This is a genomic window from Micromonospora antibiotica, assembly GCF_017599305.1.
Lineage (GTDB): Bacteria > Actinomycetota > Actinomycetes > Mycobacteriales > Micromonosporaceae > Micromonospora > Micromonospora antibiotica.
In genome coordinates this window covers 336580-350931 of the sequence record NZ_JAGFWR010000004.1, presented here as the reverse complement: position 1 = coordinate 350931, position 14352 = coordinate 336580, and the positions used below count along the sequence as shown (strand labels likewise).

At 67.0% G+C, this 14352-nt stretch carries 12 protein-coding genes and 3 CRISPR repeat arrays (1 of these 15 only partly in view); of the genes, 10 read left to right on the top strand and 2 right to left on the bottom strand.

Translation table 11 applies throughout. The features are described from left to right. Positions 1-156: direct repeats of the CRISPR family, unit length 30 nt; unit sequence GTTGCGATCCCTCCAGGGGTGATGAGCGAC (it extends 340 nt beyond the left edge of the window). A 96-nt stretch (positions 157-252) separates the two neighbouring features. Beyond that, positions 253-747: a CRISPR direct-repeat array (repeat unit 30 nt; unit sequence GTTGCGATCCCTCCAGGGGTGATGAGCGAC). A gap of 611 nt (positions 748-1358) precedes the next feature. From JQN83_RS11630 to cas2, 10 genes are all read left to right on the top strand, one after another. Beyond that, a complete protein-coding gene (locus JQN83_RS11630) occupies positions 1359-1718 on the top strand; it encodes a hypothetical protein (protein WP_208567101.1) in 360 nt (119 codons plus the stop codon). A 135-nt stretch (positions 1719-1853) separates the two neighbouring features. Beyond that, a complete protein-coding gene (locus tag JQN83_RS33750) occupies positions 1854-1988 on the top strand; it encodes a hypothetical protein (protein ID WP_279632718.1) in 135 nt (44 codons plus the stop codon). A gap of 139 nt (positions 1989-2127) precedes the next feature. After that, a complete protein-coding gene (gene cas6, locus JQN83_RS11625) occupies positions 2128-2835 on the top strand; it encodes a CRISPR-associated endoribonuclease Cas6 (protein ID WP_244252211.1) in 708 nt (235 codons plus the stop codon). A gap of 20 nt (positions 2836-2855) precedes the next feature. Beyond that, a complete protein-coding gene (locus tag JQN83_RS11620) occupies positions 2856-4226 on the top strand; it encodes a hypothetical protein (protein ID WP_208567100.1) in 1371 nt (456 codons plus the stop codon). Beyond that, on the top strand, positions 4226-5287 hold the full coding sequence (cas7i, locus tag JQN83_RS11615) for a type I-B CRISPR-associated protein Cas7/Cst2/DevR (protein ID WP_208567099.1): 1062 nt from the start codon (positions 4226-4228) through the stop codon (positions 5285-5287). The genes JQN83_RS11620 and cas7i overlap by 1 nt, the downstream gene beginning before the upstream one ends. After that, positions 5284-6003: a CRISPR-associated protein Cas5 gene (gene cas5, locus JQN83_RS11610; protein WP_208567098.1), complete on the top strand. Its 720-nt coding sequence runs from the start codon at positions 5284-5286 to the stop codon at positions 6001-6003. Before cas7i ends, cas5 begins: the two co-directional genes overlap by 4 nt. Beyond that, positions 6000-8411: a CRISPR-associated helicase Cas3' gene (cas3, locus tag JQN83_RS11605; RefSeq protein ID WP_208567097.1), complete on the top strand. Its 2412-nt coding sequence runs from the start codon at positions 6000-6002 to the stop codon at positions 8409-8411. The genes cas5 and cas3 overlap by 4 nt, the downstream gene beginning before the upstream one ends. Next, complete coding sequence (locus JQN83_RS11600; protein ID WP_208567096.1) at positions 8408-8926, top strand: CRISPR-associated protein Cas4; 519 nt, start codon at positions 8408-8410, stop codon at positions 8924-8926. Before cas3 ends, JQN83_RS11600 begins: the two co-directional genes overlap by 4 nt. Beyond that, positions 8923-9903: a type I-B CRISPR-associated endonuclease Cas1b gene (gene cas1b / locus JQN83_RS11595; RefSeq protein WP_208567095.1), complete on the top strand. Its 981-nt coding sequence runs from the start codon at positions 8923-8925 to the stop codon at positions 9901-9903. The genes JQN83_RS11600 and cas1b overlap by 4 nt, the downstream gene beginning before the upstream one ends. Before the next feature lie 3 nt (positions 9904-9906). Then, the gene (gene cas2 / locus JQN83_RS11590) at positions 9907-10170 is read left to right on the top strand and encodes a CRISPR-associated endonuclease Cas2 (protein WP_208567094.1); all 264 of its coding nucleotides are present in this window, start codon (positions 9907-9909) and stop codon (positions 10168-10170) included. Positions 10171-10259: 89 nt separating this feature from the next. Continuing rightward, positions 10260-11424: direct repeats of the CRISPR family, unit length 30 nt; unit sequence GTCGCTCATCACCCCTGGAGGGATCGCAAC. Between the two features lie 824 nt (positions 11425-12248). On the opposite strand, the gene JQN83_RS11585 is transcribed toward cas2, so the two are convergent. Further along, on the bottom strand, positions 12249-12584 hold the full coding sequence (locus tag JQN83_RS11585) for a hypothetical protein (RefSeq protein WP_208567093.1): 336 nt from the start codon (positions 12582-12584) through the stop codon (positions 12249-12251). A gap of 830 nt (positions 12585-13414) precedes the next feature. Then, complete coding sequence (locus tag JQN83_RS11580; protein ID WP_208567092.1) at positions 13415-14311, bottom strand: endonuclease/exonuclease/phosphatase family protein; 897 nt, start codon at positions 14309-14311, stop codon at positions 13415-13417. Positions 14312-14352 lie beyond the last annotated feature (41 nt).

The following is a 14352-nucleotide window of genomic DNA, read 5'->3' as shown; positions in this document are numbered from 1 at the left end:
TCCCTCCAGGGGTGATGAGCGACACGCCACCAGCTGGGCGCCGAACAGGTAGATGTCGGGTTGCGATCCCTCCAGGGGTGATGAGCGACTCGACGGCGTCTCCGGCTGCATCGCCCTCACCCACATGTTGCGATCCCTCCAGGGGTGATGAGCGACTCGGTCGGGCTGTGGCAGATCCGCAGCCTGAAAGCGTTGCGATCCCTCCAGGGTGATGAGCGACCCGAGTACGTGGCGCACAGCCAGGCCAGGCCGGGTTGCGATCCCTCCAGGGGTGATGAGCGACAACCGGCAGGCACGCCGGGGCACTGTCACCCACGTTGCGATCCCTCCAGGGGTGATGAGCGACCCCGGCCGGTACGACGACATCGGTTCGCCGGTCGTGTTGCGATCCCTCCAGGGGTGATGAGCGACAGCGGCGTGCCGCCCTTGCCCTTCCCGGCGAACAGGTTGCGATCCCTCCAGGGGTGATGAGCGACCGGTTCGGCGCTGTCGCGTTGCGCGGGCGGTCGGTAGCTGTTGCGATCCCTCCAGGGGTGATGAGCGACTTGTTCTTCGCCACCGTCCACGCGCGGACGAACAGGCTGTTGCGATCCCTCCAGGGGTGATGAGCGACCACGGGGATGGTGGCGGTTAGCGTCTCATCAGACACAGTTGCGATCCCTCCAGGGGTGATGAGCGACTCGTCACCACCACCGCCGTCCGGATCCAGATCCGCACGTTGCGATCCCTCCAGGGGTGATGAGCGACCCGAGTCTTAAGTCGCAGGTCAAAGCCGCTTTCCAACCCTGGACTCGGCAGGTTTTTGCAGCGGACCGGCGGTTGTGCATCTGCGCTGGTCAGAACACTCAATCACGGGAACGACCAAGAACAGGGCACGGCTTGGTCGCGGAAACGCGCCACACACTGCCGTGGCCGGGTCGCATCAATCCAACTCCCAACCTCCCCATGCGCGCGAAGAATCTTGATGTCGTCGCGCTCAACGCGCCGACCTGGCTCATGTAGTTGCTCGTGCCATCCTAAGCTCCGATCCGGAGGCCGAATGTCCTCCTATCATCTCCCTGTTCGTCACCGGACCACCGGGGCGATCGGCGCGCCATGCCCTTTGGTGAGCATCTCGATGGGCGGCGCTGGCACCATTCGGGCTGAGCCAGGGCCGAGCTGAGTTCTTTGCGGTGGGAAGCAAACCGGTCAGCCCGGGCAGGCTTTGAGCTGCCGTGGGAGTTGAGGAGGGGAGCTGCTTCTCCGGTGACGTGTACGAGCAGACGCATGGACGCCATTGTGTACCTAGGCGGTCACCTGTCGTCACCTTGTGGGGTGGTGTTGCCTACGCTCGTGGGATGCAGCCAGCGGAGAGGCACGTGGTCGCCGAGGTGGTCAACCTGACTCCGCACGTGGTGCGGCTGGTGGGTTCTGGGGTGGTGGTGGACGTTCCCCCTACTGCGCCTGCGGCGCGGCTGGTGTTGCTGCCTGATCGTGTCGATGGTGCGGTGCGGGTCGGTCCGTTGCTGGTGCCGTTGAAGCGGACGGCGGCTTCCTCGCAGGTCAGTGGGGTGCCGGACCGTAGGGCGGGGGTGCTGCTCATTGTTGCGCGGGCTGTGGCGGAGGCGCTGCCCGCGCGGGATGATCTTGTTTATCCGCATGACACGGTGCGTGATGAGCACGGTGTGGTTGTCGGCTGCAGGTCACTTGCTCGGCCGATGATCGCTGACGGCGACTGAGGCCCCGCCGAGCTGGGGCTTCTCGCCCCTCGCCGCATGGAGTGTGATCGTTTCTGCAGCACGGGTGAACCTCCATCAACTTTCGGGTACTTTTGTAGTTGAGATACTCCTGTCGTCGATGTAGCGTCCTCGCTTGTGTACGCCTTCCCCGCCGTGATCCCGGCAGCCGAGGCCCGCCGCGCTGATCTGGTGGAAGTCCGTGTGGCTCGTAAGGTTGCTCTGCTGTTCGGGCTGGGCACCGATGTGCCGCCGTTCCATCGCTCCTGCTGAGGAATCTGTGCCCTACCTGGGCTGAATCACCACACCTCGCCATGCCGTTGTCCACTATGGATCTTTTCTGGCGCAACCGGCGATCAGGGCCGCATCAATCGCGGTCGTCGCTCGCTGCCCTCAGGGGTCACGAATATGAATGGAGATCAGGTACATGCGGTTCTACGTGGACGTCGCTGGACCCGACACAGCGCTTCCCTGGAAGTACGTGCACGGTGTGGCACACGCCGTGGTGTACAGCGTGATCGCCGATCAAGCACCCTCCCTGGCCACGCAGTTGCACGACGGGAGCTGGGCGCCGCCCAGCTCGCCGCGGCCCGTGGGGATCTCACCCCCGGTCTTCGTCGGTGCCCGACGGAAGCCCAGCGCGTACATGATGTCGGGCAACGGCCGAATCTGGTTCGGGTCACCGATTCCTGCGCTGGCCGCGTCGTTGCTGGCCGGTGTCACCAGCAGGCGCGAGCTGCGGTGGGGACCGGTCACCCTCACGATCAAGGGTGCGCAACTGGAACCGACCGCTGAGATGGACTCCTCCGCAGTGCTGGAGACCCGCTCACCCGTACTGGTCAAGGCCAAGCAGGATCGGTACCTGCTGCCCGACGACGACGGCTATGCCGACGTGCTGCTGGCGAACATCCGGCACAAAGCCGACCTGCTCGGCCTGCCGAATGACGCCGAACTACAGGTACTGGCGGCGGGGCAACGGCGACGGTTCGAGGTCTCCGGCGGGATCCGGATCGGGGCGACGGCAACGGTACGACTCGACGCCGACCCCCGCCTGATCGGTGCGCTGCGCGAATGGGGTCTGGGATTGTCCAACATCCAGGGATTCGGCTGGGTGCGGTGAGCTGTGCCGCTACGCGGCCGGTGCTGGCCTTGACCGGGCATCCATTGCAGCGGTGCGGTGCGTGGGCCGCTGCGCTGCTCGCCGGTCGAGCCGCACCCGACGCTGTCGACTCGGACGATCTTGACGCCGTTGCCCAACGGTTGGTTGACGACGTTGTCGCGGTCTCGGGCCTGGCCAAGAACGTCGCGAACCCGGACTGGTGGAAGGTTCTGTTCGCGCTCTACCCGAACGCCAAGGCGACTCACGCCTCGCGGACGCGAGACCCCGTCAGGCTTCGCTCACTGGTAGCAGAGCTGTTCGTCCCCGACCATCCCACCGCGCAGGCCCTACCCTGCACATTCTGTTCGGCGTCAACGGCGGTGTTGTGGGCCAAGTCCCACCTGCCGCTGTTCGACACCGCCCAGTCCGTGAACACGTTGCCGCCACGCACCGCGGGCTGGCCGGTGTGCCGGGGTTGCCGGATTGCGATGTGGGCGCTGCCGTATGGCGCGTGGGTCACGGCCGGCTCCGCGACCGTCGTCCGGTGTGCGAATCCTGCGGTGGAGCGGCGCTTCGTCGCCCGGAACGTCACCCGCGCTGTGCGCATCCAACAGTTGGGTTTCACTGGTCTACCCGGTGGTGCGAGCGCTGAGGCGGTGACCCTGGCCGCGTTACGCGCTCATGCGGTCGACGCGCCGGTCGACGCCGTGCTGTGGTCGTTCAAGAACGACAACCAGGATCCGTGGCTGAAGGTGAGCGGGACACGGCAGGCCATCGGACGGCTACTCGTCCGGATCGAGGCCGACCCGGCGACCCGCCTTGGGTGGCGTCGGTTACGTCGCGCGCTGGCCCGCCCGGACAGGGACCCCGGCGGGTACGCGGCGATTGCCAGAACCCTCTTCGTCGACGAGCACGGTGCGGTGGACCGGCTACTGCACGCGCTGCTATCGGCGTTCGCCGACCCGCCGGCCTCGCCGGTCACCGCCGACGGTTGGCGGCGGTTGGCCCGCATCTATCAGGAGGAGATGTACGGGATGGATGTCGCACGCCTCGCACCGGCCCGCCAACTGGTCGCAGCCTGGATCCTGGCCGAGCGCAACCCCCGGGGCCGTTTCAACGAATACATGAGGGCGGCCAGAAGCGGCTATGCCCTGCACGAGTTGCTGATGGAGGCCAGTGCCCGGCTGCTGCGCGACGGTGATCAGGCGCCCGATATCAGCGGTGTCGCCCCCACGCTGTTGTCGGCCGGCCCGGACGGCTGGCGGTGGCGGGCCCAGCTGTTCTTTGAGGTTGTTGCCGATCTGGTGAAGGCCGACGCGCCGATCGGACGTAAGCCCAGTGGCGAAGACGACGACGGCGAGATCGGCGATGAGATCCAGTTCGACCCCCACGAGGATGAGGTGTACGCCTGATGGCCTATCTGGCAGGCAAGATCGTGCTCGCGGTGACCGCGGGTGCCCCCAACAACGGTCGTGGTGAGGCGACGACCGCGCGGGTCAAGAAGACCGTGATCCGGCAGCAGACCTACCCGTACGTCTCGGCTCAGGCGTTGCGGCGCTGGTTGCGCGACACGATGACCGAGCGGGGTGCGCTGCCCTCCCCCACCGATCGGGTGGGCAGGAAGCAGGGCAAGGCGCAGAAGGCGACTACGGCAGCCGACCCGATCCGGTATGCCGACGACGACCTGTTCGGCTACTTGAAGGCGACCGCCAAGGCTGAGGGCACGGACACCACCCTGCGGGACAGCCCTTTCATGGTCGGCACTTTGTTGGCCGTGGAGCCGGCCCGGCCGACGGAGGACTACGGGGTGATGGCACGCGGCATCGACGACCCGGTGTTACACACGCACGAGTTCTACACCGCCGATCTCGCCGCGCCGTTCCTGCTCGATGTTCCCCGTATCGGCACGTTCACCCTGCCGACTGCGAGCGGCGCGGGCAAAGCGAACTACCTGACCCAGGAAGCAGCCATGCAGGTGGCCGACGCGGTCTCCGTCGGCGCGGAACCGGTCACGTTCCGGGGCCAGCCGGCAGTGCGGCTGCCCCTGGTGGTCCGTCGCGAGCGGGCCGCCCTGCTGCTGGAGTCGCTTGCCGAGATTGTGGGCGGGGCGAAGAAGGGACTGCACTACGGGGACCGGACGCCGACGCTGCTGATGCTGCTGGCCATGGACGGTGGAGTCAATCCGCTGGACTTCACGATCAGCGGCGCCGATGACGGCTCCGGGCTTCAGGTCAGGGGTGATGTGCTGCGCGCCGAGCTCCAGGCGTGGGATGCGCAGTGGCAACCGCCGGTGCGGGTGGGTTGGCGGCCCGGCTTCAGGGAGATCACTCGCAAGCAGTTCGAGTCCGACGTCGCGGCGGAAATCGAAGCCGGCGACATCCTCATCGACCATCCCCGCACGATGTTGCGGACTGTGGCTGCCGAGTTGCGAGACGGCACTCACGACTCGTGGTTCGACGATCCGGCGCGATGACGACCGACACGATGACGGCGCTGCCGGAAGGGGCGCTGGGGATCGAGGCCACCCGCGTGGAGCTCTTCGCGCCGGTGGCGTCGTTCCGCGATCCGATGTTCCCCGGTCTGACCCGGTGCCTGCCGGTGCCTGCGCCGTCTGCGCTGCGGGGCATGCTCGCCGCCGCGACAGGCAGGGCGGAGGAGCCGGTGGTCCTCGGGTACAGCGCTCACGCCGCCGGTGCCGGCGTCGACACGGAGACCTACCACCCGATTGCTGCAGGCGGTGTGAACCCGGCGGCCGGCGGCCGGGTTCGTGCGATCAAGAACGGCACGACGGTCAAGGATCGGCCGTTCCTGGCCCATCTGACGGTGACGCTGTGGATCCCCGAACCCGACGGTCACCGCATCGCAGCTGCCCTGCGCCGCCCGGTCTGGGCGCTACGGCTGGGCCGCTCCCAGGATCTGGTGTTCGTCCGATCAGTCTCTGCCGTGCTGCTGCGATCGACCGACGAAGCCGTCGTCGGGCACGCACTGGCACCACCGGGCGGACATGACGCGGCTACGGCGGTCACCGTCCGACTCGCCGAGACGATCCACGCCGACCGGATGACCAGCCGCTACGGCGACTACCTGTGGTGCGCCGAACCCGCCGCCCGGATGCCGGTGCGCCACGCACTGCACGACGGAGACCAGGCGGTGTGGTTGCGGCCCGCCCCGCAGGCGGAGCGACGATGAGCAGCACACTCCCGACCCTCGGCCAGGTCCTCGACGAGGTTTGGGCCAAATCCGTCGACCGCACGGGCCGGTCGGGGCACGCGGAACGACTCACCGAGCACAGCTCCGCCACCTGGGCTGCGGCCCGAACGGTCGCCGACCGCATCGGACCCGCCGGCGTCTTGGCGGACTGGCCCTCCTTCTGGGCCCTGGTCGCGCTCGCCGCACTGCTACACGACGCGGGAAAGGTCGCCGAAGGGTTCCAACGGCAGGTCAAGCTGCCAGGACACCGCTGGGGTGAACGCCACGAGGTGCTCTCACTGGCCTACGTCGACCTGCTTGTCGGTGGACTGCCGCCGGACGACCGTGCCCTGGTCGCCGCCGGGGTTGGTCTGCACCACCGCTGGCTACGCTCGGCCGACGGCAGCGGCGCGCTCCTCGACCTGTATCCGGCGTCCGCCGCCTGGGAACGGAAGTTCGGCCACGACCCGGATCCGCCGCCGGGCCAACCGGCCGGCCAAGTACCGCTGCGACGGCATCGTGCGGTCCTCGCCTGGTACGCCGACCAGCTCGGTGTTCCGGTGCCCGCCGATGGGGGCCGCAGGCTATGGCAGCGGGCGAGGGACCAGTTCGCCGGACTGCGCGCCGCCTGGGAGGAGCCCGTCGACGCCATCCGCGGCCTGATCGGTGTCCTTCTGCAGGGGGCGGTGACGTTGGCCGACCACTCGGCGTCCGCCCACGTCGCCCTGCAGACCCACCTGCCGCTACCGGGGAATTACCTTTCGGGCCTCGCCTACCCGCCCTACCCGCACCAGCGTCAGGCCGCCGAGACCGACGGTCACCTGCTGCTGATCGCGCCGACGGGGTCGGGTAAGACCGAGGCCGGCCTCGCCTGGGCGTCACGTCAGCTGCCGGCCATGCCCGGCCGGCCCCGGGTGGTCTGGGTCCTGCCGTACCGCGCGTCGATCGACGCGGCCGCCAGCCGGTTCCGCCAGGACCTGCAGCCCGCCCCCGAAGAGACGACAGCCGACATTGGCGTGTTGCACGGCTCGGCCGCGTTGTCGGTACTGGCCGACGCCGTCGGGGAGGACTGCGCACCGACCGCTTCCGACGCCAGCAGGGCCAACTCCCGCGCCGGGGCGATGCGGTTGTTCGCCCAACGGTTCCGGGTAGCGACGGCCTACCAACTCCTCGTCGGCGCGATCGCCGGCCCCCGCTATGCCAGCGTCCTGCTGGAGCAGGCCAACAGCCTGGTCGTCCTGGACGAACTTCACGCCTATGACCCGCAGACCTTCGGCCGGCTCTGCGCCTGCATGCGGCTCTGGGAAACGTTGGGCACCCGGGTCGCCGTGGTGTCCGCGACCCTCGCACCGCCGATGGTCACCCTCATCCAAGAAACACTCCGACACCCGGTGGCCCTGCACCGTGCACCCGCCGGGACGGCACCTGACCGGCACCGACTCGTGCTCGACGAGCTACCGCTGACCGCCCCAGCCAGTCTGGAGGTATTTCGCTCCTGGCTCACCGAGGGGTACAGCGTGCTGCTCGTGGCCAACACCGTCGCCACTGCCCAGGCGCTCTACACCGCGCTGGCCCCGACCGCCCGCGCGGCAGCTCACGAGGCGGATCGGGACACCGCGGCGCTACTCCTGCACTCCCGGTTCCGGGCCCGCGACCGCTCCACTATCGAACGACGGCTCCTCGCCCGCCACGGCGAACGCCGCCCTGGGCAACCCGCGCGGCGGGGCGGGCTCGTGGTGGCCACCCAGGCAGTGGAGGTGTCCCTGCGGCTGGACTTCGACCGCGGTGCCACAGAACTCGCCCCTATCGAAGCGGTCGCCCAACGTGCCGGCCGGGTCAATCGGCTCGGCCGCCACCCGCAGGGGCCCGTGCCGTATCGGGTGCACCGCGGCGAGAGCCCTCACCCCTACCAGCCGGAATCGTTGGACGCGGCATGGTCAGCGCTCGCCGCGGCACCCGACCCGGTGATGTCCGAACAGAGCATCGAGCACTGGTTGACCCTGGCGTACCAGACCGACTGGGGACGGCAGTGGGACGAACAAGCCCGCCACAGCCGCGACGCGTTCGCCAGCACCTTCCTGACCTTCACCGAACCCTTCAACGACCGGGAGGAATTCCTCGACGGACTACGCGAGTCCTTCGACACCGTCGAGGTCCTCCTGCAGGACGACAAACCGGAGTACGAGCGGCTGACCACCGGACGCGACGGCCATGCCCTGCTCGGTGCCGGCCTCCTCATCCCGATCCGCTACCGGCAGTGGCGCGCGCTGGGATCGACCGGCACCGTCGGCCGCAATCACCGCATCCCCCTCATCGACGCCCCGTACAGCGGCGAGACGGGCCTCGACCTGAGCCCAACCATCCGAAAGGCCGCCACCGTGCCGCGTCCCGTGGACACCATCCTGTGACCCCCCACCACCAGGCCGACGACGTCGACGAGATCGGCGGCGTCCACATCAAGTACCTGCTGCACTGCCCTCGACAACTGTGGCTGTACAGCTGCGGCTACCGGCCGGAAGCCCGCAACGACGCGGTCGCCTTCGGCGAGACCGTGGATGACACGACCTACCGCCGGCACGCCGACGTCGACCTCGGAGCAGCGAAGATCGACTGGGTCACCCGGGGAGCCGTCGTCCACGAAACGAAGTCCTCCCGGCAGCCCTCACCCCAACACGAAGCCCAGGTCCTGCACTACTGCCTCCTCCTCGCCCGACGCGGGGTGAACATTCGCGGCGGGATCGTCCACTACCCGCTGATCCGACGCACCACCAACGTCACCTGGGACGTGTCGGCCCGCCGCATCGCAGAAGACACCGAGGCACGAGCACGTCAGGTCATCACCGCCGACGCACCCGCACCCCGGCTCCCACGTACACAGTGCCGGGGATGCTCCTACCGCGACTACTGTTGGGGAGACTCGTGAGCGCCAGCGGACGCAGCTACTGGCTAACCGAACCGTGCCGAATCCGACGCGAAGACAACAGCATCCGCATCGAACGCACCGACGGGCAACCCGTCCGGATCCCCATCACCGACATCCGTGACCTCGTGGTCTTCGACAACGCCGACATCAACACCGCCGCCGTGTCACTGCTCAGCCGCCACGGCGTCACCGTGCACCTGCTCGACCACTACGGCAACTACGCCGGTGCCGTCACCCCCGCCGACGACATGTCCTCCGCACACGTCATCCGCGCCCAGGTCACCCTGACAGCCGACCCTCAGACGCGACTCGCTGTCGCACAATCCCTGGTCAGAGCAACCGCAGCCAACATCGCGTGGGCCTTGGACACAGACCTGCTCGACGGGCCACTCGAACGCCTTCCCGCGCAGGTCGAAGCCTGCACGTCGACCGAGGAACTCATGGGGATCGAAGGCAACTTCCGACGCACCGCTTGGGGAGTACTCGACACCCTGTTACCGCCCTGGCTGCGGCTCGACGGACGTACCCGCCGGCCGCCCAACAACGCCGGCAACGCCTTCATCAGCTACCTCAACGCCATCACGTACGCGCGGGTCCTGACCGCGATCCGCTGCACGCCACTGCACCCGGCGATCGGCTTTCTGCACAGCGACACCGACCGGCGCCGCAACACCCTCGCCCTCGACCTCGCCGAACCCTTCAAACCACTCCTCGCCGAACGGCTACTCCGCCGAGCAGCCGCGCAACGAACCCTGAGCACCACAGACTTCGTCAGCGACGTCCGTAGCGCTTCCCTGAGCCCAGCAGGCCGCAAGAAGGTCGCCGTCATGGTCCGAGAAGAACTGGCGACCACCGTCCATCACCGGCAACTCAAGCGGAAAGCCTCATACGAGGAGTTGATTCACCTTGAGGCGCTCAAGCTCGTACGGCTGTGTCTCGAAGGAACGACCTATAAGCCCTTCCGGCCCTGGTGGTGACCAATGTTCGTCGTCTTGGTCTACGACACCGCTGTAGAACGCAACCCCGCCGCCCTACGGACCTGCCGGCAGTACCTTCACTGGGTGCAACGCAGCGTCTTCGAGGGCGAACTGTCCGCCGCACAGCACCGAAGCCTCATCACCACCCTCCGACAGCAACTCGACCTGACCTACGACAGCGTCCGGATGTACCGCATCGGCTCACCGCATCTCGTCGAGGTCGAGACCCTCGGCACCGAACTGGGCCACCCAGATTCGGTACTCTGACCAGCACAAATGCACAACCGCCGGACCGCTGCAAAACCCTGCCAGATCCAGGCCCGAAAAGCAGCTCTGACCTGCGACTTAAGATTCGGGTCGCTCATCACCCCTGGAGGGATCGCAACGGGGTCATGACGCGCTCCAGCTTGAGCCGTCCAGTCGCTCATCACCCCTGGAGGGATCGCAACTCGTCGACACCAGCGAGCAGCGCATGCACGGGCTCAAGTCGCTCATCACCCCTGGAGGGATCGCAACAAGACCATGCTGGGTGTCGAGCAGAAGAACTGGTTCAAGTCGCTCATCACCCCTGGAGGGATCGCAACATGACGGTGTGGCCGTTGTCGGTGGCGTACTGGTCGAGGTCGCTCATCACCCCTGGAGGGATCGCAACATGACGTGACGGTCCCGGTCGGCGTCGGCGGTGCGGTCGCTCATCACCCCTGGAGGGATCGCAACGCGGTGAACCCGCTGCCGATGGACTGGCTCGGGCCTCGGGGTCGCTCATCACCCCTGGAGGGATCGCAACGCCGCCTCCCGTGCCTGACGGGTCAGGCGCTCCCGGTCGCTCATCACCCCTGGAGGGATCGCAACACCATAGCGCGGAGGATCTCGATTTCGGCCGGGTCGCTCATCACCCCTGGAGGGATCGCAACTAGCCTCGGGCCGGCGCGGCGCAGGTGTTGGTCGAGCCGGTCGCTCATCACCCCTGGAGGGATCGCAACCTGAACCACTGCGCCAGCATCAGTTCCGCGTAGCGGCCTCGGGGTCGCTCATCACCCCTGGAGGGATCGCAACGCCACCCGCCGCACGTCCCCGCCGCTCACCGGTTGCCGGTCGCTCATCACCCCTGGAGGGATCGCAACACCGCCTCGGACCGGCCGAGCTGGATGCACAGGGTCAGGTCGCTCATCACCCCTGGAGGGATCGCAACGACAACGCGGTGACGCTGCGGACGTCGATCAGGTCGCTCATCACCCCTGGAGGGATCGCAACGGCGACGAGCTGATGGCCCGGCGGGCGGAGCGTCAGGGTCGCTCATCACCCCTGGAGGGATCGCAACGGACATAGTCGGCCGTACCCCGCTGCGCGGTCAGCAGTCGCTTATCACCCCTGGAGGGATCGCAACGCGAGGATCTCGTCCGCGCCGGCCTCCGGCACCTCCCGGTCGCTCATCACCCCTGGAGGGATCGCAACCGCCGCGCGTAGCCCCTCGCGGTCCGCCGGGTGTACGTCGCTCATCACCCCTGGAGGGATCGCAACTGGCCGCCTGGTCGAGCGGGTAGTAGACCGTCCGGCCGGTCGCTCATCACCCTTGAGGGATCGCAACCCGCCGGCCTGCCGGGCGGCGGTGAATCCGTCCATCCAGTCGCTCATCACCCCTGGAGGGATCGCAACCGGATCTGCTGCACCATGCTCATCGGGTACGAGCTGGTCGCTCATCACCGATGAAGGCGTCCCCACACGGTCGGCATTCCGGACGAAATCGTGGTGCTGCGGTCGGGGTCGCAAGTACGTGGTTGGGCCAGGTGGGCGTGGCGGTGGCATCGGATGCGCGTGTCTTCGTATCGATCTCAACCGTAGGCGATGAGTATGGCCTGGTTGTGCACGAATGAGGCGGCGGTCGGGTCGTTGTCGCGGTCTGCTGGGGCTGCGGGGTCGGCGCGTTCGCCGACCCCGCAGCCCAGCAGACCGGCACAGGCACGCCGCGCCTGGGCAACGAGGGGGAAGCGGCGTGCTGTTGTCCCGGCGGAGCCGAGTTACCTCCCAGATGATGGTGGCTGGGTGGTGCGGCCCGTCGATCATGAAGCAGCCTTTGCCGGAGCGTTCACCACATTGGTTGGGGAGTCTCCCTGCAGGTGTTACAGGTGTGGTCGCCCCTGTCCCATCGTGACGCTTCCAGACGCGCAGCGTTGAAAACCGATGCCCACGCCAGCGTCTGCAGACTCGCTCCCCGATAAGCTGGCGGACCGCATCGACACTCACCCCCGCCGCTCGCTTAACGCAGCTCAGCCCTGATCAACTGCGCTTGCCGTGATACTGGCCCACCGTTGTGCGAAGTGAACGACCCAGCGGCGGAGGGCGCCTTATTCGTCCACTTCCACCACGCAGCCAGTTTCTTTAAAATCAAGAAGCCGTTCGGCGGAAGCGCTGCCATGTGGTGGATGACCGAGAGTCATCGATCCGACTGACCTCAAGTGACCAGCGGCGATGTTAGCATTCTCCGCCGGCAGTATCGCCTCTGCGGTGATTGACGACTTATCCGCATCGGTTTCGACGGCGACGTTGTGGAGTTGCCCGTTTTCTTCTTGAGTGATGAGCACGTCCATGAGGCGTGCGGCTTCCTGACGCAACACTTCTGCGGGCACCTTGTCTTCGCCCCTGCCTCGGGTGGCGACGTGCCAGGTGATGCGGACCCGCATTGTGATGCCTCGATCCTCTCATCGCGCTGCCAGCACTTGAGCCTCTCAGCCCACGAGAGCAGCTCCTGCGCATAGCGCTCAGGGCAGAAAGGCCGGTAGTGAGCTTGGCGGGTGTGCTTCTTACACGGACAGGTGACGTACCAGTACTTCGACGCCTCATCGAAAGTGAAACCTTTTAGGTGCAACCTCATGAGGGCGTCCTGCACGACGGGTGGGTGCGGGGACGAGAAGGGGTGAGGAGAGGACACAGCGAACTCCTGTTCGAGGGATGCATTTACCTCCACATCTCAACGAGGCGAACGATCGCAGGATTCGCGTTACGCAGAACACAGTTTTGGCTGCGTGTTGCTACCAATTCCATTCAGATGATCATGCTACCGGAGACGCACTCATGGTCCTCAACCACCCCCGGGTCGCGACGGACAGCCTGTGCGATTCCCACAGGTCAGCAAGTCGACACTACGTGTTTCCCACGCACCTCCACCCAGGCCACCTAGCCAGCGGTGCACGCTGCCAGGAGCGACTCACTGACATCGACATCGACATCGACATCGACATCGACATCGAACATACGTCGGAAGGGCGTGGATGAACCCCCGCCCCTCGGGTCCGACCTCGCATTACAACGCTGTTCACGGTGCGTCACTGCCGGTGGGGACTATTGGGATAGCGGGTAGCAAAGGTTCCTGCTTCGATCAGTGCTTCCGAGTCCAGTTCGACCATGTTTGGAAGGTGTTCGGACAGCCGGGTTTCCTGTCTCCATCAAACCCGATACAGAACAGGCAATCACCTCGTAGCTGCGTAGAGCTGGCGGGCTGGTGGTGCGCTCGTCACGGCGTTCCCTGGGTGGGGTGGATGCGCAGGGTGCAGCTGATGCGGCGGTGGTCGGAGGGCCAGGTCGTGGGGTTGTTGTCGGGTGGGATGTGGACCTGGTAGGTGCCGGGTACGACGGTGGCGGTGTTGAGGAGGGCGTGGTTGGCGAGGAGGTAGTCGATGTGTAGGCCGTGGGGGCCGTTGACGGTGGGTGGGAGCGGGGTGGGTGCGTGGGGGTCGAGTTCGGCGAGGTGGTGGTAGCCGGCGCTGTTGACGCGCCGGCTGGTGGTGGTGTCCCAGGTGCCGATGAGTCGGTCGATGGCGCGGGTGTCGGCCTGCCAGGCCCCATTGTGGTGGCGGCCTTTGTAGTCGCGGATGCTGGCGTTGACGGTGGTCCAGTCGCATGTGGGTAGGTGGGGGCCGGAGCTGGTGGAGTTGAGGTCTCCGGCGATCAGGGTCGGGGTGGGGCTGGTGCCGGAGGTGGCGAGGAGGCGGGCGCGGGCCAGGCGTTGCTCTCCGTCGGCGTAGGGCCAGTGCTCGACGTAGACGTGGAAGCGGTAGGTGGGGTCGGCGCGGAGGCTGAACCGGGCAAGGTTGCGTTTGTCGGGGAATTCGGGTTCTTCGGCGGCGTCGAGGCGGAGGACGCGCGGGTCGTAGATGACGGCGGTGGCGAGTGCGCCGGTGTGGAGTTCGCCGACGTAGGGGCGGCCGGTGACGTCGGTGAGGTGTGCCATGGCGGTGTGTAGTGGTCGTCTGCCCCGGGCGTTCCAGAATTTCGCTTCGCAGAGCATCAGCAGGTCGGGGTGGGGTCCGTCGAGGAAGGCCTGGGCCAGGGGTGCGAAGTTGTAGGTGCCGTCGGGTTGGAGTCCGCCGGCTTCGAAGTTGAACAGGGACAGGTGCAGGTCCACGGTCATTGGGTGCTCCTGGGTGCGGTGTCTTGGGTGGTGGCCGGTGG

Coding starts and splice junctions, on each gene's coding strand:
- cas6 (WP_244252211.1), top strand. CDS start 2,128: ATGGAGATCAGGTACATGCGGTTCTACGTGGACGTCGCTGGACCCGAC.
- cas7i (WP_208567099.1), top strand. CDS start 4,226: ATGGCCTATCTGGCAGGCAAGATCGTGCTCGCGGTGACCGCGGGTGCC.
- cas5 (WP_208567098.1), top strand. CDS start 5,284: ATGACGACCGACACGATGACGGCGCTGCCGGAAGGGGCGCTGGGGATC.
- cas3 (WP_208567097.1), top strand. CDS start 6,000: ATGAGCAGCACACTCCCGACCCTCGGCCAGGTCCTCGACGAGGTTTGG.
- cas2 (WP_208567094.1), top strand. CDS start 9,907: ATGTTCGTCGTCTTGGTCTACGACACCGCTGTAGAACGCAACCCCGCC.
- JQN83_RS11585 (WP_208567093.1), bottom strand. CDS start 12,584: ATGCGGGTCCGCATCACCTGGCACGTCGCCACCCGAGGCAGGGGCGAA.
- JQN83_RS11580 (WP_208567092.1), bottom strand. CDS start 14,311: ATGACCGTGGACCTGCACCTGTCCCTGTTCAACTTCGAAGCCGGCGGA.